Below are 25,503 nucleotides of genomic sequence, written 5' to 3'. Positions count from 1 at the left end.
GTGCAGGCTCCGTGCGGGCAGGCGGTTCTGGACAGCGGGCAGGCGTCGGCCGGTGCGGGTGGGCGTGGCTCACTCGACGAGGGTGTCGGCCCAGGCCAGCGCGTCGAGGTGCGCCAGGCTGACCTGGCGCTCGGTGAGGTGCAGGGCCGCCGTGGCATGGCGGAATGCCTCGGCATCGCCGGTTTCGCAGGCCCGCGCCAATGCCAGCAGGTCGGCATACGGGCCATTGCCGTGCAGCAGCGCGTCGACGATCGGCGGCTGCAGCGTCAGCAGACCCACGGCCTGCTCCATGGGCATGCCCAGCATGGTGTCCAGCAGCGAGAACACGCCCACCACGAAGGAGGCGTCGCATTCCTCGGGCGACATGGATTCGGCCGCCAGCAGCTCCATGAGCCGGCCGCGCACCACCGCCGTGCTGCCCACCACCGGCGACGCACCGCCGGCGCCGGCCGTCGTCAGCAGCAGCGCGGCCCAGCGGAACAGCTTCTTCAGGCCCAGCAGCATGACGGCCTGGCGGAACGAGGTGATCTCGCGCGTGAGCCCGAAGCCCGAGGAGTTGATCAGGCGCATCAGGTTGAAGCCCAGCATCGCGTCCTTCTTGAGCACCTGCTCGATCTCGTCGGTGCTGGCCTGGTTGCGCACCAGGTTGATGAGCTGGATCACGTTGGCCTGGGAAGGTGGCAGCAGGCGCGTCTTGATCAGGTCGGGCTTGGCGAACCAGTAGCCCTGGAACAGCTCCACGCCGTAGCCGGCCAACTGCTCGTACTGGGCGGCGGTCTCGGTCTTCTCGGCGATCAGCCGCGCGCCGGTCCGAGTCTGCGCGGCCTGGATCAGCTTGGGCAACTGCATGGTGTCGATGGCCGCAAGGTCCAGCTTGATGAAGTCGGCCAGCGGTTGCCAGCTGGCATAGGCCGGATCGAGCACCTGCTGGCTGAAGGCCAGGCGGAAGCCGCGTTTGCGCAGCCCCATCAAGGCATGCGAATGCGCTTCGATCTCGGCTGGCTCGTCGCCCGCGATGCCTTCGATCTCCAGCACCAGCCGTTCGGGCTGGACCAGGTCCAGGTGGCCGCCAGCCAGGCTGTTGTGGGTGCTGTTCACGAAGATCGCGAACTGTCCGACCAGGGCTTCGCTGCCGGTGTGGGCCAGCGCGCTGAACACCAGTGCCACATCGTGCGCCGGCGCGTGTGCGTCCGTGGGGTGGGAGCGGTCGAACAGCTCGTAGCCGAACACCGCCCGGCGCTTGTCCACGATGGGCTGGCGGGCGATCAGCATGGACGCGGTGTCGGCAACGGTCATGGAGGGGGGCGGTTCAACCAGAATGGAGTCTTGCCGAATTCTAGGGCGCTACGTTTCATTCGTACGCCATCTCATTCCAATGGGCTTCCATACTTGACCCGATCTCCGAACATCGAAGCCGGCTTGCGCCCGGCCGCGCTGGCAGCACTGTGCGAAAGCACGCCCGCCCGCAAGGCCGCGCTGGCCCGTGCGCTGGACGCTGGCCTGCCGCTGGACGTGCAGCCGCGGTTGCAGGCGCAGGCCCCCGTGCCGGGCCGGCCGGCGCAGCCCGTGCTGGTGCCGCACCAGCAGCTCAAGCCGCGGCCGGTGCACACGCCCGCGGGCCGTGCCGTGCTGCTGCACGCGCTGGCGCACATCGAGTTCAACGCCATCAACCTGGCCTGCGACATCCTGTGGCGTTTTCCCGGCCTGCCCGAGCCCTTCTACCGCGACTGGGCCCGCGTGGCGCGGGAGGAGGCCTTGCACTTCCAGATGCTGGCGGCGCACCTGGCGGCGCTGGGCCATGCCTATGGCGACTTCCCGGCCCACAACGGCCTGTGGGACATGGCCGAGAAGACACAGGACGACCTGCTGGCCCGCCTGGCCCTGGTGCCGCGCACGCTGGAGGCGCGTGGCCTGGACGCCGCACCCCCGATCCGCGCCAAGCTGGTGGCCGCGGGCGACCTGCGGGCCGGCGAGATCCTGGACGTGATCCTGGCCGACGAGGTCGGCCACGTGGCCATCGGCAACCACTGGTACGGGTGGCTTTGCAAGGTGCGCGGGCTGGAGCCGGTGGCCACCTACGCCGAACTGGCCCGGCGCTACGGTGCACCGCGGCTCAGGGGGCCGTTCAACCTGGACGCCCGGCGCGCGGCCGGCTTCAGCGAGGCCGAACTCCTGGCCCTGCAGCAGCCGGACGCCTCCCTACAATGACCGCAGACACCACCACGAGGACGCAAGATGGCTTTGTACGCATTGGATGAACGCACGCCCCAGGTGGCCGACACGGCCTGGGTGGCCGAGAGCGCTCAGGTCATCGGTGGCGTGGCCCTGGGCCCAGACGCCAGCGTCTGGCCCGGCGTGGTGATCCGCGGCGACAGCGGGCCGATTTCCGTGGGCGAGGGCAGCAACATCCAGGACAACAGCGTGCTGCACGCCGACGAAGGCGTGCCGCTCACCATCGGCAAGCACGTCACCGTGGGCCACCAGGTCATGCTGCACGGCTGCACCGTCGGCGACGAGTCGCTGATCGGCATCGGCGCCATCGTGCTCAACCATGCCAAGATCGGTCGCAACTGCCTGGTCGGCGCGGGTGCGCTCGTGACCGAGGGCAAGGAGTTCCCGGACGGCTCGATGATCGTCGGCAGCCCCGCCAAGGTGGTGCGCCAGCTGACGCCCGAGCAGATCGAGGGCCTGCGCCGCAGCGCACGGCATTACATGGACAACGCCCTGCGCTTTCGCACGGGCCTGAGGAAGATCGGCTGATGAGCGCCGCGCTGGGCCGCCCCAAGCAAGCTCGCTGCCGCTTGGCGGGACAGGCCGCAGGCCGAGGGGTGCATCAATGAGCGAACTGCGCAAATTCCTGTTCGACGGCCTGCCCGTGCGGGGCGCCATCGTGCGGCTGACCGACGCCTGGCAGGAGGTGCTGCGCCGGCGCGCCTCCAACACCACGGCGGGTGCCTATCCCGCGCCCGTGCAGTCGCTGCTGGGCGAGATGACGGCCGCGGCCGTGCTGATGCAGGCCGGCATCCAGTTCGACGGCGCGCTCGTGCTGCAGGTCTTCGGCGACGGTCCGCTCAAGCTGGCGGTGGTCGAGGTGCAATCCGACCTGCGTGTGCGGGCCACCGCTTCGCTGACCGGCCCGGTGGAAAGTGGTGCCACGCTGGACGAACTCATCAACCAGACCGGCCAGGGCCGTTGCGCCATCACGCTCGATCCGGCGCGCAAGCAGCCGGGCCAGCAGCCCTACCAGGGCGTGGTGGCCTTGAGCGATGGCGAGGAGCAGAGCTTCGGCCGCATGGCCGAGGTGCTGCAGCACTACATGCGGCACAGCGAGCAGCTGGACACCGTGCTGGTGCTGGCGGCCGACGCCCAGATGGCGGCCGGCCTGCTGATTCAGCGTCTGCCGGTCAAGGGCGAGGCCAACCTGGCCGGCCAGGCCGGTCAGTCCAGCGAGGGCGAGGCCACCGAGCAGGCCGACACCCAGGGCCAGAACGAGGACTTCAACCGCATCGCGCACCTGGCGAGCACGCTCAAGCGCGAGGAGTTGCTGACCTTGGACATCGACACCGTGCTGCGCCGCCTGTTCTGGGAAGAGGGCGTGCTGACCTTCGCGCCGCTGACGGGTGAAGCCGGCCCGCGCTTCGCCTGCACCTGCAGCCGCGAGCGCGTGGCGCAGATGATCCGCGGCCTGGGCGTGGCCGAGGCCGAGTCCATCCTGTCCGAGCGCGAGAACATCGAGGTGGGCTGCGAGTTCTGCGGCCAGCAGTACCGCTTCGACGCCGTGGACGCGGCGCAGATCTTCGCGCCGCCGGGCTCGCTTCCGCCGGGCAGCCAGTCGGTCCAGTGAGCCGGGCCGGCGCCTGCCGGCCCGCAGGGCTCAGAACTGGTAGCGGGCCGTGAGCTTGGCCTTGCGCGGCTCGCCGTAGACGTCGGTGCCCCACTGCGTGGAGTAGGCGATGCCGCGGTAGTAGACCTTGTCGAACAGGTTGCTGATGTTGAGCTGGATGTCCAGCTTGGGCATGGGCCTGTAGCCGACGATGAGGTCGGCCACCGCGTAGGCGCCCTGGGTGTTGGTCCAGGCCAGGCCGGCCGTCGTGCCTTCGGTGTACAGCCGGCTTTGCCAGTAGACGCTGGCGCCGGCGCGCCACTGCTGCCAGGCGCCACCGAACTGGAACATCGTCGAGAGCTTGAGCATGTTCTGCGGGTTGGTGCCGGTGGTGAAGCGCTTGCCGATGTTGGCTGCGTTGGCATCGCGCACGTAGCGCGTGTCGGCATAGGTGTAGCCCGCGCCGATCTGCCATTGCGGTGTCAGCGCGCCCTGGATCTCCAGGTCCACGCCCCTGGTGCGCACCAGGCCCGAGGCCTCCGAGCAGGCGGTCTCGGGATAGCTCGGGCAGGCGCTCTGGTCGTCCAGCGTGCGGGCGCGGTTGGTCTGGTTGATCTCGAAGTAGGCCAGGCTCGCATTGAGCGCGCCGCCGAAGTACTCGCCCTTGAGGCCGATCTCGTAGTTCTCGCCGACCACGGGCTGGAGGATCTGGCCGTCGATGCCCTTGGCCGTCTGCGGGTTGAAGATGTCGGTGTAGCTGGCGTAGACCGTGTGCGCGCTGTCGATGTCGTAGGTCAGGCCGGCATAGCGCGTCACGTTGCGGTTGACCTTGTAGTCGCCGGGGCCGCTGCGGTTGTCGTAGTCGTACCAGTCCAGCCGGCCGCCGAGCAGCAGCTTCCAGCGTTCGGCCAGCTGCAGGTGGGCGGCGGCGTAGACGCTGTCCTGCGTGGTCACGGTGGTCGCGTCGGTGGTGAAGGTGCCGAGCGGTGCGGGCGTGGCGGAGGGGTCGTGCTGGAAGATGTCCACGCCGTCGATGCGGCCCGGCGACCAGGTCCGGTTGTGGGTCGTGGCCTGCAGCCGCTGGTGCGTGGCGCCGGCCACGGCCTGGTGGCGGCGGCCGAGCAGCGCGAACGGGCCGCTGGCCGAGACGTCGACGTTGCGGTTGACGTATTCGTAGGCGCCGCCCCAGATCGACTGGTAGAAGACGTTGCTGGTGTCGTTGGCCGCGTTGCGGTAGGTGGCCGTGCCCAGCAGGTCCAGGTCGCGCCAGCTCTGCAGCGTGGCCAGCCGCAGCTTCCAGTCGTGCTGCAGGCAGTGCTCCAGCGTCGCGAAGGCGGTGGTCACGCGGTTGTTGGCGTGTTCCCAGTCGTTGCCGGAGAAGGTCGAGCGCGGCAGGTTCAGGTGCTGGCCGGTGCCCGAGATGGGCAGGTCGTACCAGAAGTGGTTGCTGAAGTCGGTCTGGCGGTAGGCGCCGGCCGTGAGCAGGGTGCGCTCGCCGAGATCGGCCTCGGCCACGCCGTAGAGCAGGCCGTGTTCGTGGCGCTCGGTGTCGCGGAAGGTGTGGGCGTCCTGGCCCGAGGCGACGAAGCGCGCGCGCAGTGTGCCGGCTGCATTCACGGGCCCGCCCGCATCCAGCGTCAGGCCGTAGTCGTCCCAACTGCCGGCACTGACGGTGGCCGAGGCCTGGAATGCGCGTGTCGGCCGCTTGTGCACCATGTTGATGGCGGCAGACGGGTTGCCAGCGCCCTGGGCCAGGCCGGTGGCGCCGCGCACCACCTCGACGCGGTCGAACAGCGCCAGGTTGGCCTGCGAACTGGGCAGGAAGGAGCTCCAGGCGCTCGTGAAGCCCTCGTACATCACGTTGGCGTTGAAGCCGCGCGCGGTGAAGTTGGGCCGGCCGACGCCGTCGGAGCTGCTGACGAACAGGCCGGGCGTGTTGCTGACCACGTCCACGATGCTGGTCATGGCCTGGTCGTCCATGCGCTGGCGCGTGATGACGGTGGCCGACTGCGGCGTCTCGCGCAGCGTGAGGACCATCTTGGTGGCGGTGCTGGTCGCCGGCGCGGTGTAGCTGCCGCTGCCTTCGGTGGCGCCGCTGCTGTCGGCCTGGCCCACGACCTGGACCTCGGCCAGCGGCGTCGCGCTGCTGGCCGGTGGTGCGGGCTCGACCGTGAAGGTGGCCGCGTCGCGCGCGCGCACCACCAGGCCGCTGCCGGCCAGCAGGCGCTGCAGCGCCTCCTGGGCCGTGAACTCGCCGCGCAAGGCCGTGGCTTCGTGCCGCTGCGCGAGCGCGGAGGAAAACAGGATCTGCACGCCGGCCTGGCGTGCCAGCTGGCCCAGCGCGCGGTCCAGGGGGGCCGGGGCGATGTCGATGGCGACGCGTGTCTGGGCCTGCGCGGCGCAGGCCAGCAGCAGCGCCGCGGCGATGGCCGCAGGGCGCAGGCGGCGCGGGAGTGGACGGGGCCGGGGACGGAATGGCATGCAGAGACCTCCTGAATTCTTGGAAAGGAATGGCGTTCAGGAGGTCTGTCGTTCGGCAGGGCGGCCAACCCTACCTGCGGGGCCGGACTTCAGCGCGAAATCTGGACGCTGCCGTCGGGTTGCCGCTGGACCTTGGCGTTCAGGATCTCGGGCAGCAGGTCCAGCAGCCGGTCGGTCTGCGCGGTGTCGAACACGCCCGAGAGGGTCTGCCGGCCCAGGCGGCCGTCGTCGTAGAGGCGGATCGGTGCGCTGCGGTAGCGCTGCACCTCGGCCAGCGCATCGCGCAGCGGTGTCCGGTCGAACACCAGCCGGCCTTGGACCCAGGCACCTTCGGCGTCGCCGGGCGCGACGGGTTCGGGCTGCGCCGGCGTGGCACCGACGATGCGCAGCCGCTCGCCGGGATGCAGCAGCCATGGCTGTGCCGGCTGGCCGCTGCCCTGCACCTGCACCAGGCCGCGCAGCACGCTGACGCGCACCTCGCCCTGGCGGCGCTGCACGTCGAACACGGTGCCCAGCACGCGCACCCGCGCCGGGCCTGCATCCACCGTGAAGGCGCGCAGGCGGTCGTGCGCGACGTCGAAGCGCGCGCGGCCCTGCAGCAGCGCGGCCTCGCGGCTGCGCAGATGCCAGGCCACGCGCACGGCGCTGGCCGTGTCCAGCGTGATCTGGCTGCCGTCGGCCAAGGCGATGCTGCGGTGTTCGCCAATGGCGGTGGCATGGCGCTCCACACGCCAGGCCGGGTTCCACCAGAGCAGCAGCGCGGTGGACAGGGCCAGCACCAGGCCCGTGAGGCCGGCCGTGCGCAGCCGCTGCGCGGGGGCCGGGCGGCTGCGCGCGGGCGGCAGCGGGAACAGCACGCGCAGTGCATCGCGCTCGGCCAGCAGTGCGGTGTCGAAGGACTGGGCCGCAGCAGCGGCCGGCGCGGCCGGCGGCGGCGCGGGCGGGGCCGCGTTCAGATCGTCCATCCGAGTGCGTCCAGCTGCTGTGCCATGCTTGCGCGGCAACTGTCGGTGCCCAGGCGCAGGTGCTTCTCCACCGTCTTGACCGAGATGCCCAGGTGGCAGGCGATGTCCTGCTGCGCCACGCCATGGAGGCGGTGCATCACGAACACATCGCGGCAGCGCGGCGGCAGCGCCTGGATGCTGTCGGCCAGCAAGGCCAGGCGTTGGCGCTCCCAGAGCAGGGTGCCCGGCTCGGTGCTGGCGGGTGCGGCGATCTCGGGCAGCGTCTCCACACATTGCACCCACTGCGCATGCCGGTCTTCCTGGCGGCAGCGGTCGATCGCGCGGCGTGTGCAGACGGTGCGCAGGAAGGCCAGCGGAACCCGCGGCGGCTGGCTGGGCGGGCCGGCGATCAGCTCGGTGCAGACCTCGTGCACCACCTCGCGCGCCATGCTGCGGTCGCTCCAGCGCGCGACGGGGCCGCGCCAGACGTGGGCGACGAGTTCTTCATAGTGGCGCACGAGGGCGGCCACCAGGGTGGATTGGAAAAAGACGGAGGACACGCTGCCGCCAGGCATGGCCAAGTTACGAATAAGAATAATTCTCGCATGGTGTGGCCATGCGGCCTGGGCGGGCGGGCCGGCTCAGCGGCTGCTCAGGCGGCGGAACAGCCGGTGTTCGCAGGCGGCGTCGCTGTCGCAGGCGCAGGCCCAGCGCGCCGTGGCCGTTGGCTCCGGCAGCGGCGCCAGCCTGGCGGCCAGTGCGGGCAGCTGGTGCAAGGCGCGTTCCGCGCGGGCCAGCCGCGCCGGGCCACGGCCGTAGACCACCTGGTAGGGCAGGCCGGCGCGTTCCAGCGCGGCGCGCACCAGTGCGTCCACGGGCGCCTGCACCTGCGGGCCATCGCGCAGGATGCCGTCGGCCACCCAGGGCAGGTCCAGGCCCATGACCAGGGTCAGCGCGTAGCTGCGCTGGTGTTCGAGTGCGAAGGGGTAGAGCGCGCGGTCGCCGAACAGCAGGTCGCTGTAGACGGCGACCATGAGCGGCGTGGTGTCGGCGAGGAGCAGGTCCGGCGCTCGGGCGCCAGCGGCCGCGATCGCGTCGGCGTGTGCGCGTGCAATGCCGTCCTGCTCGTCCGGGCGTGGTGTGCGGCCGGCGTCCAGGCACCACTGGCGCAGCAGCTCGGGCACCAGTTCCACGGTGATGCCGCGCCCGGCGAGCGCCTTGGCCAGCGCCTGGGACAGCGCGGTCTTGCCGCTGCTCTCGGCGCCGAGCAGCGCGATGCGGGTGCTCACTGAATACTCAAGGAGTGCTCGGAACGACCGTCGGAAGCCGGCGCTTCCAGGCCTGCCAACCCAGCCAGCTCAGGCCGATGAAGAGCGCATAGAGCAGTGTGGTGAGCCACAGTCCCTTGTAGGCGAACAGGCCCACGCTGACGGTGTTGACGACCAGCCAGACCAGCCAGTTCTCGATGTACTTGCGGCCCAGCAGATACTGGCCGACCAGGCTCACGGCCGTCGGGAAGGCGTCCCACCAGGGCACGTCGCTGTCGGTGAAGCGCATGAGGAACAGCGCCACCAGGGGCCACAGCACGGCGCAGGCCGCCACCACGGCCCAGCAACCCAGCGCCGACAGGCGTGCCACGTGCAGCGCCGAGCCGTCGGCGCGGTGGCCGCGCAGCCAGTTGAACCAGCCCCACAGGGCCACGCTGGCGAAGAAGATCTGCAGCGCAGCGTCGCCGTAGAGCTTGCTGCGCGAAAAGAGTCCGAAATAGAGCAGCGAACTCGCGGCGGCCAATGGCCATCCCCAGTGCCGCTCACGGATGTTGAAGCCGACCATGGCCAGCGCCAGCAGCACGGCCAGGATCTCGAGCCAGCTGCTGGCCACGCCCCACAGCGTGAAGGCGGGCTGCAGCAGCCACAGCCAGGTGGCAAGCAGCGGCTCGGACATTCAGCGCGTGAGTTGGACGAACAACTCGTTGGGCTTGACCATGCCGAGTTCGCCACGGGCCTTCTCTTCCACCATCTCCAGCCCGTCCTTGAGGTCGGCGACCTCTGCCGTGAGCCGGTCGTTGACGGCCTGGGCTTTGGCGTTGGCGGCCTGCTGGTCGATCAGCCGCTCCTGCAGCTCGGCCACGTTGGAGATGCTGCCGCGGCCGAACCACAGCTGGGCGTGCACGACGGCCAGCAGCACCAGCAGCACGGCCGGAACGAAGCGCGAGCCCATGGGAACGGTCGACGGAGCAGGTGGGAGCTGACGCTCAACGCAGCACGTTGAACGCGCGGCGGCCCGGGTAGCGTGCGACGTCGCCGAGGTCTTCCTCGATGCGCAGCAGCTGGTTGTACTTGGCCATGCGGTCCGAGCGCGACAGCGAGCCGGTCTTGATCTGGCCGGCGTTGGTGCCCACCGCGATGTCGGCGATGGTGGAGTCTTCGGTCTCGCCCGAACGGTGGCTGATGACCGAGGTGTAGCCCGAGGTCTTGGCCAGCTCGATGGCGGCGAAGGTCTCGGTCAGCGTGCCGATCTGGTTGATCTTGATCAGGATGGAGTTGGCCACGCCACGCTCGATGCCCTGCTGCAGGATCTTGGTGTTGGTGACGAACAGGTCGTCGCCGACCAGCTGCACGCGCTTGCCCAGCACGTCGGTCTGGTGCTTCCAGCCATCCCAGTCGCCTTCGGCCATGCCGTCCTCGATGCTGATGATGGGGTACTTGTCGCACCAGCCCGAGAGCATGGCGGTCCACTCTTCGCTGGACAGCGACAGGCCTTCGCCTTCCAGCACGTACTTGCCGTCCTTGTAGAACTCGGAGGCAGCGCAGTCCAGACCCAGGGCGATCTGCTCGCCGGGCTTGTAGCCGGCCTGCTCGATGGCCTGCAGGATCATCTGGATGGCGGCCTCGTGGCTGGCCACGCTGGGGGCGAAGCCGCCTTCGTCGCCGACGGCCGTGCTGATGCCCTGGTCGTGCAGGATCTTCTTGAGCGCGTGGAAGGTCTCGGTGCCGTAGCGCAGGGCTTCGCGGAAGCTCGGTGCGCCGACCGGGATGATCATGAACTCCTGCAGGTCCAGCGAGTTGTTGGCGTGGGCGCCGCCGTTGATGACGTTCATCATCGGCACCGGCAGCGAGATGCCGCCCATGCCGCCGAAGTAGCGGTACAGCGGCAGGCCCGATTCTTCGGCGGCGGCGCGGGCCACGGCCATGGACACGGCCAGCATGGCGTTGGCGCCCAGGCGCGACTTGTTCTCGGTGCCGTCCAGGTCGATCAGGGTCTTGTCCAGGAAGGCCTGCTCGGAGGCGTCCAGGCCCAGCACGGCTTCGCTGATCTCGGTGTTGACATGCTCGACGGCCTTGAGCACGCCCTTGCCCAGGTAGCGGCTCTTGTCGCCGTCACGCAGCTCGATGGCCTCGCGCGAGCCGGTGGAAGCGCCCGAAGGCACGGCCGCACGGCCCATGGTGCCGGATTCCAGCAACACGTCGCACTCGACGGTGGGGTTGCCGCGGCTGTCCAGGATCTCGCGACCCACGATGTCTACGATGGCACTCATTGATGCTTCTTTCTAGGAGCTAAGGAATTGTGGGGGCAGGCGGCTCAAACGCCCTCGACCACGACCATGCGCATGATGGCCGCGCCCTGGCGCGCTGCACGGGCCTTGCCGTACTCGGGCGAATCGTTGAAGGCCTTGGCCGCCTCGACGTTGGGGAACTTCAGCATCACCAGGCGCGACGGGCTCCAGTCACCTTCAAGCACCTCGACTTTGCCGCCGCGCACGCAGACCTCGGCACCATGCGTCTGCATCGCCGCCGAGGACCACTTCTTGTAGTCCTCGTACTGCGCGGGGTTGGTGACGGTCACGTCGGCAAGGATGTAGGCGCTGGGCATGCGGTCGGGTCTCCGGTGGTGGCGATCAGGCCGTGGCGGCCGGTTCGGTCGGTTCTTGCGTCAGGGCCAGTTGCGCCTGCTGCTGGTCGAGCGCGGCCTTGACGAAGGCGTTGAACAGCGGGTGTCCGTTCCAGGGGGTGGACTTGAACTCGGGGTGGAACTGCACGCCCATGAACCAGGGGTGCTGGCTCTGCGGCAGCTCGACGATCTCTGTCAGTTGCTCGCGCTGCGTGAGTGCAGAGATCACGAGGCCGGCTGCGCGCAACTTGTCCAGGTACTTGACGTTGGCCTCGTAGCGGTGGCGGTGGCGCTCGGTCACCACGTCGCCATAGATCTGGTGTGCCAGCGTGCCCTTGGCCACGTCCGAGCTCTGCGCGCCCAGGCGCATGGTGCCGCCCAGGTCGGACTTCTCGTCGCGCGTCTTGATGCTGCCGTCGGCGTCCTTCCACTCGGTGATCAGGGCGATCACGGGGTGCGGCGCGGTCGGCTCGAACTCGGTGCTGTTGGCATGGGCCAGGCCGGCCACATGGCGCGCAAACTCGATGGTGGCGACCTGCATTCCCAGGCAGATGCCCAGGTAGGGCACGCGCTGCTCGCGCGCATAGCGGGCCGCGCAGATCTTGCCCTCGACGCCGCGCTTGCCGAAGCCGCCCGGCACCAGGATCGCGTCGTACTGCGCCAGCTGCGCGACATTGCCCGGCGTGATGGTCTCGGAATCGAGGTAGCTGATCTTCACGCGCGCATGGTTGCGCATGCCGGCGTGGCGCAGCGCCTCGTTGAGCGACTTGTAGCTGTCCGACAGGTCGACGTACTTGCCGACCATGGCGATGTTGACCTCGTGCTGCGGGTGCTCGGTCTCGTAGACCAGGTCGTCCCAGCGCTTGAGCTTGGCCGGCGGCGTGTTCAGGCGCAGCTTGTCGCAGATCAGGCCGTCCAGGCCCTGCTCGTGCAGCATGCGCGGCACCTTGTAGATGGTGTCCACGTCCCACATCGAGATCACGCCCCAGCGCGCCACGTTGGTGAAGAGGGAGATCTTCTCGGCTTCCTCGTCGGGGATGCGGCGGTCGGCGCGGCACAGCAGCGCGTCGGCCTGGATGCCGATCTCGCGCAGCTTCTGCACCGTGTGCTGCGTGGGCTTGGTCTTGAGCTCGCCGGCCGCGGCGATCCAGGGCAGGTAGGTCAGGTGCACGAAGGCGGCCTGGTTCGGGCCCATGCGCAGGCTCATCTGGCGCACCGCTTCGAGGAAGGGCAGCGATTCGATGTCGCCCACGGTGCCGCCGATCTCGACGATGGCCACGTCCACGGCATCCGGCGTGCCGACGCCGGCACCGCGCTTGATGTACTCCTGGATCTCGTTGGTCACGTGCGGGATCACCTGGACGGTCTTGCCCAGGTAGTCGCCACGGCGTTCCTTCTCCAGCACGGACTGGTAGATCCGGCCTGTGGTGAAGTTGTTGGTGCGCCGCATGCGCGTCTCGATGAAGCGTTCGTAGTGGCCCAGGTCCAGGTCGGTCTCGGCGCCGTCGTCGGTGACGAACACTTCGCCATGCTGGAACGGCGACATCGTGCCGGGATCGACGTTGATGTACGGATCGAGCTTGATGAGGGTGACCTTCAGGCCACGCGATTCCAGGATCGCAGCAAGGGAGGCTGAGGCGATTCCCTTGCCGAGGGAGGACACCACACCGCCGGTGACGAAGACGAATTTGGTCATGTCAGGGTCGGGAAAACGTTCCCGGGGAGGTGGTAAAGCGAGATTATAGGAGGGCGCCCGGCCCCATTGCGGTGCGTCCGCGGGTGGCCTTGCCTTGTCTGCTAAATTGCGCCCCCACGTTCAACGAGGGAACCCCATGGACAACTCTGCCCAGCCAGGGCCGGGCGCGGCCGGCGATCTGGCCGGCCGCCACATCGTGCTGGGCCTGACCGGCGGCATCGCCTGCTTCAAGTCGGCCGAGCTGTGCCGGCTGCTGGTCAAGCAGGGCGCGACGGTGCAGGTGGTCATGACCGAAGCGGCCGAACAGTTCATCACGCCCGTGACCATGCAGGCGCTGTCGAACCGCCCGGTCTATGGTTCGCAGTGGGATGCGCGCGAGCCCAACAACATGCCGCACATCAACCTCTCGCGCGAGGCCGATGCCATCGTGCTGGCGCCGTGCAGCGCCGACTTCATCGCGCGGCTGGTGCAGGGGCGTTCGGACGAACTGCTGAGTCTCTTGTGCCTGGCGCGTCCGATGCAGCGCGTGCCCTTGCTGGTGGCGCCGGCCATGAACCGCGAGATGTGGTTGCACCCCGCGACCCAGCGCAACATGGCGCAGCTGGCTCTTGATGGCGCTGTGCTGCTGGGTGTGGGCAACGGCCCGCAGGCCTGTGGCGAGACCGGCGACGGCCGCATGCTGGAGCCGGCCGAGATCGTCGAGGACCTGATCGCCCACCTGGCGCCCAAGCCGCTCGCGGGCCAGCATGTGCTGGTCACGGCCGGGCCGACCTTCGAGGCCATCGACCCGGTGCGCGGCATCACCAACCTGTCCAGCGGCAAGATGGGCTTTGCCATCGCGCGTGCCGCGCGCGAGGCCGGTGCGCGCGTCACGCTGGTGGCCGGGCCTGTGCACCTGGCCACGCCACGCGGCGTCGCGCGCGTGGACGTGCGCTCGGCGCAGGACCTGCTGCTGGCGGTGGAGCAGCATGTGGACGCGGCCTCGGTGTTTGTCGCCACCGCCGCCGTGGCCGACTGGCGGCCAGCCGTTGCGGCCGAGCAGAAGATCAAGAAGGACGGCTCGGGCCAGGTGCCGGTGCTGCGCTTCGTCGAGAACGTCGACGTGCTGGCGCGCGTGGCGCAGTCGCCGCGCGCCAGGAGTGGCCAGCTGTACTGCGTGGGCTTCGCCGCCGAGAGCGAGGCCCTGCTGCAGAACGCGCAGGCCAAGCGCGCGCGCAAGGGCGTGCCGCTGCTGGTGGGCAACATCGGCCCCGCGACCTTCGGCCGGGACCACAACGCCTTGCTGCTGGTCGACGAGGCCGGTGCGCGCGAACTGCCGCATGCGCCCAAGCTGGTCCTGGCGCGCCAGCTGGTGGCCGAGATCGCCACGCGCTTGTGACGATGCCCTCGCCCTACGACACGCCGCCCGATGGCGACTTCGCACGCTACATCGAGCAACTGACCCGGCCGCCGCCGCCGGTCGGCGCGCCTGCGACCAAGCGCCCACCGCGCACGCCTTTGCCCAAGGCCATCCCCGCGGCCGCCAAGGCCTTCGCGCCGCTGCGCCAGGTGGTGCAAGGCGCGCTGTTCCTGTACGTGGCCTGGCTCATGCTGTCCGCGGCCGTGCCACTGTTGGCGCCCTGGGGCGCTCTGGTGGCGCTGGCCTACCTCGTCTTCGCCTTCCTGCGCCTGCGCAAGCTGCCGTGGCGCAACCTGCTCCAGTCAAAACAATGAACATCGACGTCAAGATCCTCGACCCCCGCATGGCCGAACAGCTGCCGGCCTATGCCACGCCGGGCAGTGCCGGCCTGGATCTGCGCGCCTGCCTGGAGGTCCCGCTGCTGCTGGCGCCTGGCGCCTGGGAATTGGTGCCCACCGGCATCGCCATCCACCTGGCAGACCCTGGCTACGCCGCCATGATCCTGCCGCGCTCGGGCCTGGGCCACAAGCACGGCATCGTGTTGGGCAACCTCGTGGGACTCATCGACAGCGACTACCAGGGACAACTGATGGTCAGCGCCTGGAACCGCAGCAGCACGGCCTACACCGTGCAGCCCATGGAGCGCATTGCGCAGCTCGTGGTGGTGCCCGTGGTGCAGGCGCGGTTCAACATCGTGCAGGACTTCGAAGCCTCCGCCCGCGGCGCGGGCGGCTACGGCTCGACCGGGACCGCCTGAAGCCTCTCAGTGCAGGGTGTCGTTGCCGGCCACCGGCACCTGCACCTTGAAGAAGCCCGTGCCGGCCGTGCCGCGGCCGATCTCGTCCTCGGTCGCTTCGCGCACGGCGTCGACCGTCAGCGACAGGCGCAGCGCGATGCCGGCCAGCGGGTGGTTGCCGTCCAGCACCACGTGCTCGGGATAGATCTCGGTCACGGTGTACATGCGGTTGCGGGGGATGCCGGCCGACAGGCCCTCGGGCAGGTTCGTGCCCTCGAAGCTCATGCCTTCTTCGAGCGCATCGGGGAACCGCGCGCGCGGCTCCAGGAAGATCAGCTCTTCGTTGAAGTCGCCGAAAGCGTCCTCGGGCTCCAGGTGCAGGTGCAGCGTGTCGCCGGCCACGTGGCCTTGCAAAGCCTCTTCGACCTTGGCCAGCAGATCGTCGCCACCGACCAGGAATTCCACGGGGTCGCTCAGCACGTCCAGGTCTTCGCCCAGCGTGTCCTTGAGGGTCCAGGTCAGCGCCACGACGCATTGGGGGATGATTTCCATGGAAGAATTGTCGCAGCTTCGCCCCGCCGACTTCCGTGCGGGGCGATGGCGTTTTTGCACAGGACCCGATGGACACCACCCAACCCTTGCCGCTGCTGGGCGGCCTCACGCCAGAACGCTTCATGCACAAGCATTGGCAGAAGAAGCCCCTGCTGGTGCGCGGCGCCATGCCCGGCTTCACGGCCCCGCTCGAGCGCAATGCGCTGTTCGCGCTGGCCGAGCAGGAAGGCGTGGAGTCGCGCCTGGTGCAGCAGGGCGCCAAGGGCTGGACGCTCAAGCACGGCCCGTTCGCGCGGCGTGCGCTGCCGCCGCTGAGCCGGCGCCAATGGTCGTTGCTGGTGCAGGGCGTGGACCTGCACAGCGACGCCATCCATGCGCTGCTGCAGGCCTTCCGTTTCGTGCCCGACGCGCGGCTGGACGACCTCATGGTCAGCTACGCCACGGACGGCGGTGGCGTCGGCCCGCATTTCGACAGCTACGACGTGTTCCTGTTGCAGGCCCATGGCCAGCGCCGTTGGCGCATCGGCCGCCAGCGCGATTTCCAGCTGCAGGATGGCGTGCCGCTCAAGATCCTGGCCGCGTTCGAACCCGAGGAGGAGTACGTGCTGGAGCCGGGCGACATGCTCTACCTGCCGCCGCGCTACGCACACGACGGCGTGGCCGTCGGCGAGTGCATGACCTATTCCATCGGCTTTCGGGCGCCCAGCCGCGGCGGCATCGCGCGCGAACTGCTGCAGCGCCTGGCCGACACCGCCGAAGAGGGCCTGGGCGCGACGCTGTACCGCGACCCCAAGCAGCCGGCCACGGCGCAGCCGGCCGCCGTGCCGGCCGATGTGCGCGCCTTCGCTGCCGATGCCCTGCGCGCACTGCTCGACGATCCGGCGGCGCTGGATTGCGCGCTCGGCGAGATCTTGAGCGAGCCCAAGGCACAGGTCTGGTTCGGCGAAGGAGCGGACCTGCCCGACGGCTGTGGCGTCGCACTGGACCGGCGCAGCCGCATGCTCTACGACGCCGGCCATGTCTTCCTGAACGGCGAGAGCTGGCGTGCCGCTGGCCGCGATGCGCGCCTGATGCAGCGCCTGGCGGACCTGCGCCGCCTGTCGGCGCGCGAGGTCGCCAGTGCCAGCGATGGCGCACGCGAACTGCTGGCGCAGTGGTGCGAGGACGGCTGGCTGCAGCCACAGCCCCATGGCTGACGCAGCGGCGCCGGCGCTGCCGCACGGCCGCTTCGAGGGCCGCGCGCAGTTCCACCAATGGCTGTGCGCAGGCCTGCAGGCGGCCGCGCGCGACGGCTGGGCCGAACTGACGGTGGCCGATGCCGACTTTGCCGACTGGCCGCTCGGCGAGCGCGCCGTCATCGCCGAACTGCAGGCCTGGGCGCGGCCGGGCCGCCGCTTCGTGATGCTGGCGGCGGGCTACGAGGAGGTGCAGCGACGTCATGCCCGCTTCGTGCAGTGGCGCACGCAATGGGACCACCTGGTCAGCTGCCGCGCTTGCAAGGGCGTGGACCGGCAGGACTTCCCGAGCGCGCTGTGGAGCCCACACTGGAGCCTGCGCCGGCTCGACGCCGTGCATTGCGCCGGCTGGGCCGGCCCCGAGGCCGCGCGCCGCGTGCAGACGCAGGAACTGCTGGCCGAGTCTCTGCGGCGCAGCACGCCGGCTTTCGCGGCCTCCGTGCTGGGCTTGTAAGGCTCTAGGGTTTACACCTGATTTACAAAGGCCCTTGCCTATAATCAGGGGCTGAGCTGAAGGCGACCTTGTGCTTTCAACTCGGTTTGCTGCAGGCCCTCATTCTTCTGGCGGGACTGCATCTCTTCAGGACTGTTTTCCAGAGAACACAAAGGATTCATGCAATGAACAAGAAACTCGTTCTGGCCGCTCTGATGGCCGCTGCTGCCCTGGCCGCCTGCGGCAAGAAGGAAGAGCCGGCGCCCGCGCCCGCTCCGGCCGTCGAAGCACCGGCACCCGCACCCGCTGCCGCTCCGGCCGAAGCTGCTGCTTCCGCCGCTGCCGACGCAGCCAGCGCCGCCTCCGCGGCTGCCGACTCCGCCGCTTCGGCCGTGGGCTCTGCCACCGAAGCTGCGAAGGACGCCGCTGCCGCTGCCGTCGGCAACGCCACCGAAGCCGCCAAGGACGCTGCCGCTGCCGCTTCCGACGCCGCCAAGGCCGCTGCCGAAGCCGCCAAGGGCGCTGTCAAGCAATAAGCTGCCCCGCAGCCTGCAGGAAAGCCACCGCAAGGTGGCTTTTTTGTTGCTGGGTGGCGCTCAGACCTGGATCCAGTCCGTGCCCGTGACCGGATCGGCCACACCCAGCGCCAGGCCGCCGCAGCCTTCGGCGCCTGCCAGCGCAGCCAGCGCCAGATCGGGCCGGTTGTTCTGCCGGCTCAGGTGGGCCGCCACGATCTGCTGCAGGCCCTGTGCGGCCAGCGCCGTGGCGATGCCGGCGGCCAGCGGATTGGCCAGGTGGCCATGCGTGCCACCCACGCGCCGCTTGAGGAAATAGGGGTAGGACGAGGCCGCCAGCAACTCCGGGTCGTGGTTGCACTCCAGCAGCATGGCGCGGCAGCCGGCCAACTGCGCCAGCACGTGCTCCGTGGCATGTCCCAGGTCGGTCAGCACGCCCAGGCAGTTGGCGCCGTCGGACAGGCGCAGCTGCAAGGGCTCGCGCGCATCGTGCGGCACCGTGAAAGGCCGGAACTGTAGCGCTCCCAGGCCGACCGCATCGCCATCGCGCGCGATGTGCAGCAACTCGCCCAGGTCGGGCGCGCCGATGGCCTGGTGCGTGCCATGGCTCATCCACAGCGGGATGCGGTGGCGCAGCGCGATCTTGCAGGCGCTGCCGATGTGGTCGCTGTGCTCGTGCGTGACGAAGATCGCATCGATGTCGGCCATGTCCAGGCCGGCGAGGCCGAGCCGCGTGGCCAGCGTGCGCGGGCCCAGGCCGCAGTCGATCAGCAGGCGGTTGGGCCGGCCGCCGTCATGGGCTTCCACCACGGTGGCGTTGCCCGTGCTGCCACTGCCCAGGTTCCTGAAGCGCAGCATCTGTGCGCCGGCCCCTCAGCGCAGGTCGTCGGCGATGACCTTGACGATGTTCTGCGCATCGGCCTGCTTGGCCGGGCCGCCGTCGGCGCTCAGCACGGCCACGGTGCTGGTCTCGCCCTGGCTGCGCACCGTGATGCGGTACTTGAGCGGCGCCTCGGCCTTGGAGCCGCCACCGAACAGCTTGCCGAAGAAGCCGGGCTCGGCCTTGTTCGGGTCCGGCGCGACGTAGCGCACGAAGTAGGTGCCCTGGCTGCGGTCGCGGTCTTCCACGGTGAAGCCGGTGCGGTCCAGGGCCAGGCCGACACGGCGCCAGGCGCGGTCGAAGCCATCGTCCATCTGCACCACGGGCTGGTTGTTGACGCTGGCCACGCGCGTGGTCGAGCGCACCGTGGTCTCCGACACGGCGGCGGCCTTGACCTGCTCGTCGCGCGAGCCCAGCTTGACCAGCAGGCGGCGCAGGAACTCGGCCTCGAGCTCGGGGTCGACGGCGCGCGGCTGCCAGACGGTGCGGTCGCGCGCATTGGTATCGGGGTAGACCTCGATCATGCCGCGGTGGCTGATGAAGATTTCAGAGCCCTTGGCCGTGCGCTCGATGCGCGTGCGGAAGCGGTCGCGCTCGCCGGTGGAGTAGACCGAGTCCAGCACCTTGCCCAGCGTGCTGCGGATGAAGTCCTGCGGCAGCTTGGCGCGGTTCTCGGCCCAGTCGGTTTCCATGATGCCCAGGTTGCGCTGGTCGACCGTCAGCAGGAACCCGTTCTCCTGCCAGAAGTCGCGCACCTGCTCCCAGAGCTTCTCGTCAGGGGCGCGGTCCAGCACCAGCCAGCGCGTGTTGCCGTCGCGCTCGATGCGCACGTCGCCGATCTGGCTGGCTGCAATGGGCACGCCGGCCTGCTGCTGCGGCTGCATGGTCTGGTAGGCATTGGCGGACACGGTGCTGCCGGGCACGACATAGCGGCTGTCGCGGCTCAGCTGCGTGAGGTCCGGCGGCACCTCCAGCGTGGGCGCCTTGCCGGCGCTCTTGTAATCGATCTTGCTGCCTTCGAGCACCGAGCAGGCGCCAAGCGCCAGGGACAGCGCGAGCAGCGCCAGTCGAGCGGGAAATTTCACGGACGGGATTCCTGTAGAAAGACCGGGGCGCGGGCGGCTCAGAGCAGGCCGCTGGCGCGCAATGCCGCTTCGACGACGGCTTCGTTGTTCTGGGCCAGTGGGGTCATGGGCAACCGCATGGTGCCGCCGCACAGGCCCATGCGGGCCATGGCCCACTTGAGCGGGATGGGGTTGGCTTCGACGAACAGGTGCTTGTGCACGGGCAGCAGCTTGCGCTGGATCTCCATGGCGCCGCGCGCGTCGCCGGCGATGGCGGCCACGCAGAGTTCGTGCATGAGGCGCGGTGCGATGTTGGCTGTCACGCTCACGTTGCCCTGACCACCGCACAGCATCAGCGCCACGGCGGTCGGGTCGTCGCCCGAGTACACGGCGAAGCCCTTGGGCACGTCGCGGATCAGCCACTGCGCGCGCTCGATGTTGCCCGTGGCTTCCTTGATGCCCACGATGCCGGATACCTGGGCCAGGCGCAGCACGGTGTCGTGCGCCATGTCGGCCACGGTGCGGCCGGGCACGTTGTACAGCACGGTCGGCAGGTCGCCGACGGCTTCGGCGATGGCCTTGAAGTGTTGGTACTGGCCTTCCTGCGTGGGCTTGTTGTAGTAGGGCACGACCTGCAGCTGGCAGTCGGCGCCGACCTTCTTGGCGAAGCGGGCCAGCTCGATGGCCTCGGCCGTGGAGTTGGCACCGCAGCCGGCCATGATGGGCACCCGGCCCTTGGCCTGCTCGACCGAGACGCGGATGATCTCGCAGTGCTCCTCGACGTTCACGGTGGGCGATTCGCCCGTCGTGCCGACCACGCCGATGCAGTCCGTGCCTTCGGCGATGTGCCAGTCGATCAGCTTGCGCAGCGTCGGGTAGTCCACACTGCCGTCTTCCAGCATGGGAGTGACAAGGGCGACGATGCTGCCGGTAATGGGGGTCATGTCCGCAGTCTGAATCGGAAAAACGCGCATTCTACCCAGCCGGTCTGGCTGGGAAGGGGTCAGAGCCGGTGCCGTGCCGGGAGTTCCGCCGGCTGCTCGCGCACCGCTGCGATGCGTTGGACGAAGCGCGGATGGTCATGCAGGAAGCCGTCTTCGTAGGCCACCACGCGCAGGCCGGCGGCGGCCTGCAGCAGCTCACCCGGGCGTAGCAGGAACTCGGGCCGTGCTGGCCGGCGGACGCTCTCGTTGCCCAGCGCAAAGGTCTCGTAGACCAGCACGCCGCCGGGGCCGACTGCGGCCACCACCTCGGCCAGGCGCGGGCGCCAGAGGTAGTTGGTGACGACCACGGCCTCGAACTGGCGGTCCGCCAGCGGCCAGGGGCCGTCCTCGAGTTCGACCTGCAGCACCTCGGCCCCGGCAGCGGCCAGCGGCGCCAGGCTGGCCAGGGCCTCGGGCGAGCGGTCCACCGCCGTGACGGCGAATCCTTGCGCGTGCAGCCAATAGGCATGGCGGCCAGGGCCGCAGGCCAGGTCCAGCACCCGGCCGCCGGGCCGGATGAGGTGCGCCCAGCGTTGCACCCAGGCCGACGGCGGGTGGAGCGGGGCGGGTGGCGTGACGGCGCTCAAAAGCAGGCCCAGACCTGGTTGGCGAGCCCGACCATGAATTCGGGCTGCAGGTACATCATGAACACGCCGGCCAGAGCGGCCAGCGCGATGGACCAGGCCGCGGTCCGGGCAAGGAGATGCGCCATGCTCATGTCGCCTTCAGCGCCGCACCGCGCCGGATCGCCGCTTCCTTGACCGGCAGGTTCACGAGCCCGGCGAACACCCCGAGCGCGATCGTGATCATCCAGACCACGTCGTAGCTGCCCGTGCGGTCGTACAGGTAGCCGCCCAGCCAGACGCCCAGGAAGGAGCCGATCTGGTGCGAGAAGAACACGAACCCGCCCAGCATCGACAAATGCTGGATGCCGAAGATCGACGCCACGGCGGCCGTGGTCGGCGGCACCGTGGACAGCCACAGCAGGCCCATGGTGGCGGCGAACAGGTAGACGCTCGTGGGCGAGAGCGGCACCATCACGAAGACCGTGATGACCACGGCGCGCGCGAAATAGATGAAGGACAGGATGTTCTTCTTGGGCATGCGCTGGCCCAGCGTGCCCGCGATGTAGGTGCCGAACACGTTGAACAGGCCGACCAGTGCCAGCGCGTAGCTGGCCACCTGCGGCGACAGGCCGTGGTCCTTGAGGTAGCTCGGCAGGTGCACGCCGATGAAGACGACCTGGAAGCCGCAGACGAAGTAGCCGGCCATGAGCAACTGGAAGCTTGGGTACTTGAAGGCCTCGGCCAGCGCCTGGCCGATGGTCTGGTCGCGCTTGACGGTGGTGGTGCCGGCGAAGCCCGGCTCGCGCAGCGCGAAGGCCAGCGGCACGATCAGCAGCGCGGCCGCGCCCAGGATCACGAGCGCCTCCTGCCAGCCGAAGCGCGCGATCAGGAAGCCCTCGACCGGCACCATCAGGAATTGGCCGAACGACCCCGCCGCGGCCGCGATGCCCATGGCCCAGGAGCGCCGCTCGGCAGACACGTTGCGCCCGATCACGCCGAAGATCACGGCATAGGTGGTGCCGGCCTGGGCCATGCCCAGCAGCACGCCGGTGGACAGCGAGAACATCAGCGGCGTGGTGGCGTGCGCCATGCCGACCAGGCCCAGCGCGTAGAGCAGGGCGCAGACCAGCAGCACGCGGAAGGCGCCGAAGCGGTCGGCCGCCATGCCGGCGAAGATGCCGGCGATGCCCCAGGAGATGTTCTGGACGGCAATGGCCAGCGCGAAGGCCTCGCGCGTCCAGCCATTGGCCTGCGTGATGGGCTGCAGCCACAGGCCGAAGCCGTGGCGGATGCCCATGGACAGCGTCACGATCAGGCCGCCGCAGATCAGGATGCGGGCCAGCGGAAGGCTTGTCTTCGTTGTATTTGTCATGGGCGCGAACTGTAGTGAATTTGGGTGACCCTTGCCGTCGCACTGGCGCCGGTCTGTATTTGCATCCAGTTGGGCCTGGGGACGACCCTACAATCCCGCGCCATGGCAACCCAACCCTCTTCGAAGGCCGAGCCGCAGTACGGCGAAGCCTCCATCCGAGTTCTCAAAGGCCTGGAGCCCGTCAAGCAGCGGCCCGGCATGTACACGCGCACGGACAACCCGTTGCACATCGTCCAGGAAGTGCTGGACAACGCCGCCGACGAGGCCCTGGCCGGCCAGGGCAAGAAGATCCGCGTGACGCTGTTCGCAGACGGCTCCGTCGGCATCGACGACGAGGGCCGCGGCATCCCGTTCGGCATGCACCCCGAGGAAAAGGCCCCGGTCATCGAGCTCGTCTTCACGCGGCTGCACGCCGGCGGCAAGTTCGACAAGGGCAAGGGCGGCGCCTACAGCTTCTCGGGCGGCCTGCACGGTGTCGGCGTGTCCGTCACCAATGCCCTGGCCAAGCGGCTGGAGGTCACGAGCCACCGCGAAGGCCAGGTCGCACGTCTGGTGTTCGCGGGCGGCGACGTGGTCGAGCCGCTGGTGGTGCGCAAGGCCGAGGCGGGCGAGCGCCGCAGCGGCACCTCGGTGCGCGTGTGGCCCGACGCCAAGTACTTCGACAGCGATGCGCTGCCGATGAACGAGCTGTCCCACCTGCTGCGCAGCAAGGCGGTGCTGATGCCCGGCGTCACGGTCTCTCTGACGGTCGAGAAGACCAAGGAGGTCCAGACCTGGCAGTACAAGGGCGGCCTCACCGACTACCTCTCGCAGACGCTCAACGCCGACCCCGTGATCCCGCTGTTCGAGGGCGAGGGCTATGCCGACAGCAACGAGACCTTTGCCGAGGGCGAGGGCGCGCAGTGGTCGGTGGCCTTCACCGAAGAAGGCCAGGTGGTGCGCGAGAGCTACGTCAACCTGATCCCGACCAGCGCGGGCGGCACGCACGAAGCCGGCCTGCGCGAAGGCCTGTTCACGGCCGTCAAGAGCTTCATCGAACTGCACTCGCTGCTGCCCAAGGGCGTCAAGCTGCTGCCCGAGGACGTGTTCGCGCGCGCCAGCTACGTGCTGTCGGCCAAGGTGCTGGATCCCCAGTTCCAGGGCCAGATCAAGGAGCGGCTGAACTCGCGCGACGCCGTGCGCCTGGTGGCCAGCTTCGTGCGCCCGGCGCTCGAACTGTGGCTGAACCAGCATGTGGACTACGGCAAGAAGCTGGCCGAACTGGCCATCCGCGCCGCGCAGACGCGCCAGCGCGCCGGCCAGAAGGTCGAGAAGCGCAAGGGCTCGGGCGTGGCCGTGCTGCCCGGCAAGCTGACCGACTGCGAAAGCCGCGACACCTCGCACAACGAGGTCTTCCTGGTCGAGGGCGACTCGGCCGGCGGCAGTGCCAAGATGGGCCGCGACAAGGAATGCCAGGCCGTGCTGCCGCTGCGCGGCAAGGTGCTCAACACCTGGGAAGTCGAGCGCGACCGGCTGTTCGCCAACACCGAGATCCACGACATCTCGGTCGCGGTCGGCGTCGATCCGCACGGCCCCAACGACAGCCCCGATATGTCGGGCCTGCGCTACGGCAAGATCTGCATCCTGGCCGACGCCGACGTGGATGGCTCGCACATCCAGGTGCTGCTGCTCACGCTGTTCTTCCGCCACTTCCCCAAGCTCATCGAGGCCGGCCATGTGTATGTGGCACGCCCGCCGCTGTTCCGCGTCGATGCGCCGGCGCGCGGCAAGAAGCCGGCCTCCAAGACCTACGCGCTGGACGCTGGCGAACTGACCGCCATCCTCGATAAACTGCGCAAGGAAGGCGTACGCGAGGGCAGCTGGACCATCAGCCGGTTCAAGGGCCTGGGCGAAATGAGTGCGGAGCAGCTGTGGGACACCACGCTCAACCCCGACACGCGGCGCCTGCTGCCGGTGCAGCTCGGGGCCGTGGACTTCACGGGCACCGAACGGCTGATCACCAAGCTCATGGGCAAGGGCGAAGCCGCATCCCGTCGCGAACTGATGGAATTGCATGGCGACGCAGTCGAGGTGGACATCTGATGGCACGCGCACGACGGAACTGGAGGGCACTGCTGGCGACCCTGGCCCTGGCGACCACGCTGTGGCCAGCCCTGTCGCATGCGGATGTCTGGGGTTTCATCGATGCGCGTGGCGTCGCCCATTTCGCGAGCAACCAGGTCGACGAGCGCTACACGCTGTTCTACAAGGGTGACGACAGTTTCGACACCACGAGCGGCATCGGCGCCTTCAACCCGCCGGTCGAGGAACGGCCCGCGCTGCCGCTCAAGCTGCAGAACTTCTTCGAGGTTTCGCCGACCTACAAACAGGTCTTGCCGCATCTGCGCGCGGCCGCGGCCAAGCATGGCATCGAGATCGAACTGCTGCAGGCGCTGATCGTGGCCGAGTCGGGCTTCGACCGCGGGGCCGTCTCCCCCAAGGGGGCCGTCGGCCTCATGCAGATCATGCCGGCCACGGCCGAGCGCTACGGCCTGGTGGGCGATGCCAAGGCGCCCATCGAAGCCAAGCTCACCGACCCCAAGACCAACATCGGCATCGGCACGCGCTACCTGCGCTTCCTGCTCGACCTGTTCCCGGGCCAGCTCGACCTGGCGCTGGCCTCCTACAACGCCGGCGAAGGCGCCGTGCAGAAGGCCGGCAACCGGATCCCGAACTACAAGGAAACGCAGGACTATGTGCGCACCGTCACCCGGCTCTACCAGGGGCTCAAGCCCCCTGCGGAAAGTCGCCGGCTGCAGGTGCCGCAACACCGCGTGCGCATGGAACTGCGCGGCCGCGCCCCCGTGGGCGACGCCGCCACGCAGTTCGCGCAACAGCCTTGATGTCCTGAGCCGGCCCGCGCCGGCGACTTCGGCGGCAGCCGGTCTGCCGCA

The 25,503-nt window shown here is 69.3% G+C and carries 28 protein-coding genes; 11 read left to right on the top strand and 17 right to left on the bottom strand.

Annotated features, from left to right (window positions below; translation table 11 throughout):
* Positions 1–69: 69 nt before the first annotated feature.
* Positions 70–1,296 (bottom strand): EAL and HDOD domain-containing protein, encoded by a 1,227-nt coding sequence (locus ASF45_RS02275; RefSeq protein ID WP_082550757.1) that lies wholly within the window; start codon positions 1,294–1,296, stop codon positions 70–72.
* A gap of 93 nt (positions 1,297–1,389) precedes the next feature.
* Between ASF45_RS02275 and ASF45_RS02270 the strand changes: the two genes are divergently transcribed.
* The 3 genes from ASF45_RS02270 to ASF45_RS02260 all read left to right on the top strand — a co-directional run bounded on the left by ASF45_RS02270 (position 1,390) and on the right by ASF45_RS02260 (position 3,844).
* Complete coding sequence (locus tag ASF45_RS02270) at positions 1,390–2,208, top strand: ferritin-like domain-containing protein (protein WP_056656212.1); 819 nt, start codon at positions 1,390–1,392, stop codon at positions 2,206–2,208.
* 27 nt (positions 2,209–2,235) lie between these two features.
* Positions 2,236–2,760 carry a gamma carbonic anhydrase family protein gene (locus tag ASF45_RS02265; RefSeq protein WP_056656208.1) on the top strand — a complete coding sequence of 175 codons (525 nt, stop codon included), beginning with the start codon at positions 2,236–2,238 and terminating at the stop codon, positions 2,758–2,760.
* A 76-nt stretch (positions 2,761–2,836) separates the two neighbouring features.
* A complete protein-coding gene (locus tag ASF45_RS02260; protein WP_056656205.1) occupies positions 2,837–3,844 on the top strand; it encodes an Hsp33 family molecular chaperone HslO in 1,008 nt (335 codons plus the stop codon).
* A 30-nt stretch (positions 3,845–3,874) separates the two neighbouring features.
* On the opposite strand, the gene ASF45_RS02255 is transcribed toward ASF45_RS02260, so the two are convergent.
* The 9 genes from ASF45_RS02255 to ASF45_RS02215 all read right to left on the bottom strand — a co-directional run bounded on the left by ASF45_RS02255 (position 3,875) and on the right by ASF45_RS02215 (position 12,835).
* Positions 3,875–6,304 (bottom strand): TonB-dependent siderophore receptor, encoded by a 2,430-nt coding sequence (locus ASF45_RS02255; protein WP_056656203.1) that lies wholly within the window; start codon positions 6,302–6,304, stop codon positions 3,875–3,877.
* 89 nt (positions 6,305–6,393) lie between these two features.
* Positions 6,394–7,269, bottom strand: a complete 876-nt coding sequence (locus tag ASF45_RS02250; protein ID WP_082550755.1) for a FecR family protein — start codon at positions 7,267–7,269, stop codon at positions 6,394–6,396.
* Complete coding sequence (locus ASF45_RS02245) at positions 7,257–7,808, bottom strand: RNA polymerase sigma factor (protein ID WP_200932094.1); 552 nt, start codon at positions 7,806–7,808, stop codon at positions 7,257–7,259. The genes ASF45_RS02250 and ASF45_RS02245 overlap by 13 nt, the downstream gene beginning before the upstream one ends.
* 81 nt (positions 7,809–7,889) lie before the next feature.
* Positions 7,890–8,537, bottom strand: a complete 648-nt coding sequence (locus ASF45_RS02240) for an AAA family ATPase (protein WP_056656194.1) — start codon at positions 8,535–8,537, stop codon at positions 7,890–7,892.
* A gap of 7 nt (positions 8,538–8,544) precedes the next feature.
* Positions 8,545–9,192 carry a nicotinamide riboside transporter PnuC gene (gene pnuC / locus ASF45_RS02235; RefSeq protein WP_056656187.1) on the bottom strand — a complete coding sequence of 216 codons (648 nt, stop codon included), beginning with the start codon at positions 9,190–9,192 and terminating at the stop codon, positions 8,545–8,547.
* Positions 9,193–9,468 carry a septum formation initiator family protein gene (locus ASF45_RS02230; RefSeq protein WP_056656185.1) on the bottom strand — a complete coding sequence of 92 codons (276 nt, stop codon included), beginning with the start codon at positions 9,466–9,468 and terminating at the stop codon, positions 9,193–9,195. It lies immediately after the preceding gene.
* A gap of 34 nt (positions 9,469–9,502) precedes the next feature.
* Complete coding sequence (gene eno, locus ASF45_RS02225; protein ID WP_056656184.1) at positions 9,503–10,786, bottom strand: phosphopyruvate hydratase; 1,284 nt, start codon at positions 10,784–10,786, stop codon at positions 9,503–9,505.
* Positions 10,787–10,830: 44 nt separating this feature from the next.
* Complete coding sequence (locus ASF45_RS02220; RefSeq protein WP_056656183.1) at positions 10,831–11,121, bottom strand: DUF1330 domain-containing protein; 291 nt, start codon at positions 11,119–11,121, stop codon at positions 10,831–10,833.
* 25 nt (positions 11,122–11,146) lie between these two features.
* Positions 11,147–12,835, bottom strand: coding sequence for a CTP synthase (locus ASF45_RS02215; protein ID WP_056656181.1), 1,689 nt, complete (start codon positions 12,833–12,835; stop codon positions 11,147–11,149).
* A 136-nt stretch (positions 12,836–12,971) separates the two neighbouring features.
* Here ASF45_RS02215 and coaBC point away from each other — a divergent pair, with 136 nt between their 5' ends.
* Genes coaBC through dut form a run of 3 tightly spaced genes read left to right on the top strand, consistent with a single transcriptional unit; the run spans position 12,972 to position 14,991 of the window.
* A complete protein-coding gene (coaBC, locus tag ASF45_RS02210) occupies positions 12,972–14,213 on the top strand; it encodes a bifunctional phosphopantothenoylcysteine decarboxylase/phosphopantothenate--cysteine ligase CoaBC (RefSeq protein WP_056656179.1) in 1,242 nt (413 codons plus the stop codon).
* Between the two features lie 2 nt (positions 14,214–14,215).
* On the top strand, positions 14,216–14,548 hold the full coding sequence (locus ASF45_RS02205) for a hypothetical protein (RefSeq protein ID WP_056656177.1): 333 nt from the start codon (positions 14,216–14,218) through the stop codon (positions 14,546–14,548).
* Positions 14,545–14,991, top strand: a complete 447-nt coding sequence (dut, locus tag ASF45_RS02200; RefSeq protein WP_056656175.1) for a dUTP diphosphatase — start codon at positions 14,545–14,547, stop codon at positions 14,989–14,991. Before ASF45_RS02205 ends, dut begins: the two co-directional genes overlap by 4 nt.
* A gap of 6 nt (positions 14,992–14,997) precedes the next feature.
* Here dut and ASF45_RS02195 read toward each other — a convergent pair whose 3' ends face one another.
* On the bottom strand, positions 14,998–15,522 hold the full coding sequence (locus ASF45_RS02195) for a peptidylprolyl isomerase (protein ID WP_056656168.1): 525 nt from the start codon (positions 15,520–15,522) through the stop codon (positions 14,998–15,000).
* A gap of 68 nt (positions 15,523–15,590) precedes the next feature.
* Between ASF45_RS02195 and ASF45_RS02190 the strand changes: the two genes are divergently transcribed.
* The 3 genes from ASF45_RS02190 (at position 15,591) to ASF45_RS02180 (ending at position 17,726) form a co-directional block, all read left to right on the top strand.
* Positions 15,591–16,718, top strand: a complete 1,128-nt coding sequence (locus tag ASF45_RS02190; protein WP_056656165.1) for a cupin domain-containing protein — start codon at positions 15,591–15,593, stop codon at positions 16,716–16,718.
* On the top strand, positions 16,711–17,211 hold the full coding sequence (locus ASF45_RS02185) for a hypothetical protein (RefSeq protein ID WP_056656162.1): 501 nt from the start codon (positions 16,711–16,713) through the stop codon (positions 17,209–17,211). The genes ASF45_RS02190 and ASF45_RS02185 overlap by 8 nt, the downstream gene beginning before the upstream one ends.
* 164 nt (positions 17,212–17,375) lie before the next feature.
* Positions 17,376–17,726, top strand: coding sequence for a hypothetical protein (locus ASF45_RS02180; protein ID WP_056656159.1), 351 nt, complete (start codon positions 17,376–17,378; stop codon positions 17,724–17,726).
* A 60-nt stretch (positions 17,727–17,786) separates the two neighbouring features.
* On the opposite strand, the gene ASF45_RS02175 is transcribed toward ASF45_RS02180, so the two are convergent.
* The 6 genes from ASF45_RS02175 to ASF45_RS02155 are packed head-to-tail and all read right to left on the bottom strand — an operon-like array spanning position 17,787 to position 22,570.
* Positions 17,787–18,563, bottom strand: a complete 777-nt coding sequence (locus tag ASF45_RS02175; protein ID WP_056656156.1) for an MBL fold metallo-hydrolase — start codon at positions 18,561–18,563, stop codon at positions 17,787–17,789.
* Between the two features lie 15 nt (positions 18,564–18,578).
* On the bottom strand, positions 18,579–19,670 hold the full coding sequence (gene bamC, locus ASF45_RS02170) for an outer membrane protein assembly factor BamC (RefSeq protein ID WP_156472786.1): 1,092 nt from the start codon (positions 19,668–19,670) through the stop codon (positions 18,579–18,581).
* Between the two features lie 38 nt (positions 19,671–19,708).
* Positions 19,709–20,593 carry a 4-hydroxy-tetrahydrodipicolinate synthase gene (dapA, locus tag ASF45_RS02165; protein WP_082550754.1) on the bottom strand — a complete coding sequence of 295 codons (885 nt, stop codon included), beginning with the start codon at positions 20,591–20,593 and terminating at the stop codon, positions 19,709–19,711.
* A gap of 59 nt (positions 20,594–20,652) precedes the next feature.
* Entirely contained in the window at positions 20,653–21,171 is a 519-nt protein-coding gene (locus tag ASF45_RS02160) for a bifunctional 2-polyprenyl-6-hydroxyphenol methylase/3-demethylubiquinol 3-O-methyltransferase UbiG (RefSeq protein ID WP_235580783.1), read from the bottom strand.
* A gap of 44 nt (positions 21,172–21,215) precedes the next feature.
* A complete protein-coding gene (locus ASF45_RS36800) occupies positions 21,216–21,344 on the bottom strand; it encodes a hypothetical protein (RefSeq protein WP_255357755.1) in 129 nt (42 codons plus the stop codon).
* A 2-nt stretch (positions 21,345–21,346) separates the two neighbouring features.
* A complete protein-coding gene (locus tag ASF45_RS02155) occupies positions 21,347–22,570 on the bottom strand; it encodes an MFS transporter (RefSeq protein ID WP_056656147.1) in 1,224 nt (407 codons plus the stop codon).
* A 102-nt stretch (positions 22,571–22,672) separates the two neighbouring features.
* Between ASF45_RS02155 and ASF45_RS02150 the strand changes: the two genes are divergently transcribed.
* Both ASF45_RS02150 and ASF45_RS02145 read left to right on the top strand, forming a co-directional pair.
* The gene (locus tag ASF45_RS02150) at positions 22,673–24,652 is read left to right on the top strand and encodes a DNA topoisomerase IV subunit B (RefSeq protein ID WP_056656144.1); all 1,980 of its coding nucleotides are present in this window, start codon (positions 22,673–22,675) and stop codon (positions 24,650–24,652) included.
* Complete coding sequence (locus tag ASF45_RS02145) at positions 24,652–25,452, top strand: lytic transglycosylase domain-containing protein (protein WP_082550753.1); 801 nt, start codon at positions 24,652–24,654, stop codon at positions 25,450–25,452. Before ASF45_RS02150 ends, ASF45_RS02145 begins: the two co-directional genes overlap by 1 nt.
* Positions 25,453–25,503 lie beyond the last annotated feature (51 nt).

The sequence above is a fragment of the Pseudorhodoferax sp. Leaf265 genome, from assembly GCF_001422365.1.
Classification (GTDB): Bacteria; Pseudomonadota; Gammaproteobacteria; order Burkholderiales; family Burkholderiaceae_C; genus Pseudorhodoferax.
This window is presented reverse-complemented; position numbering and strand designations above follow the sequence as displayed.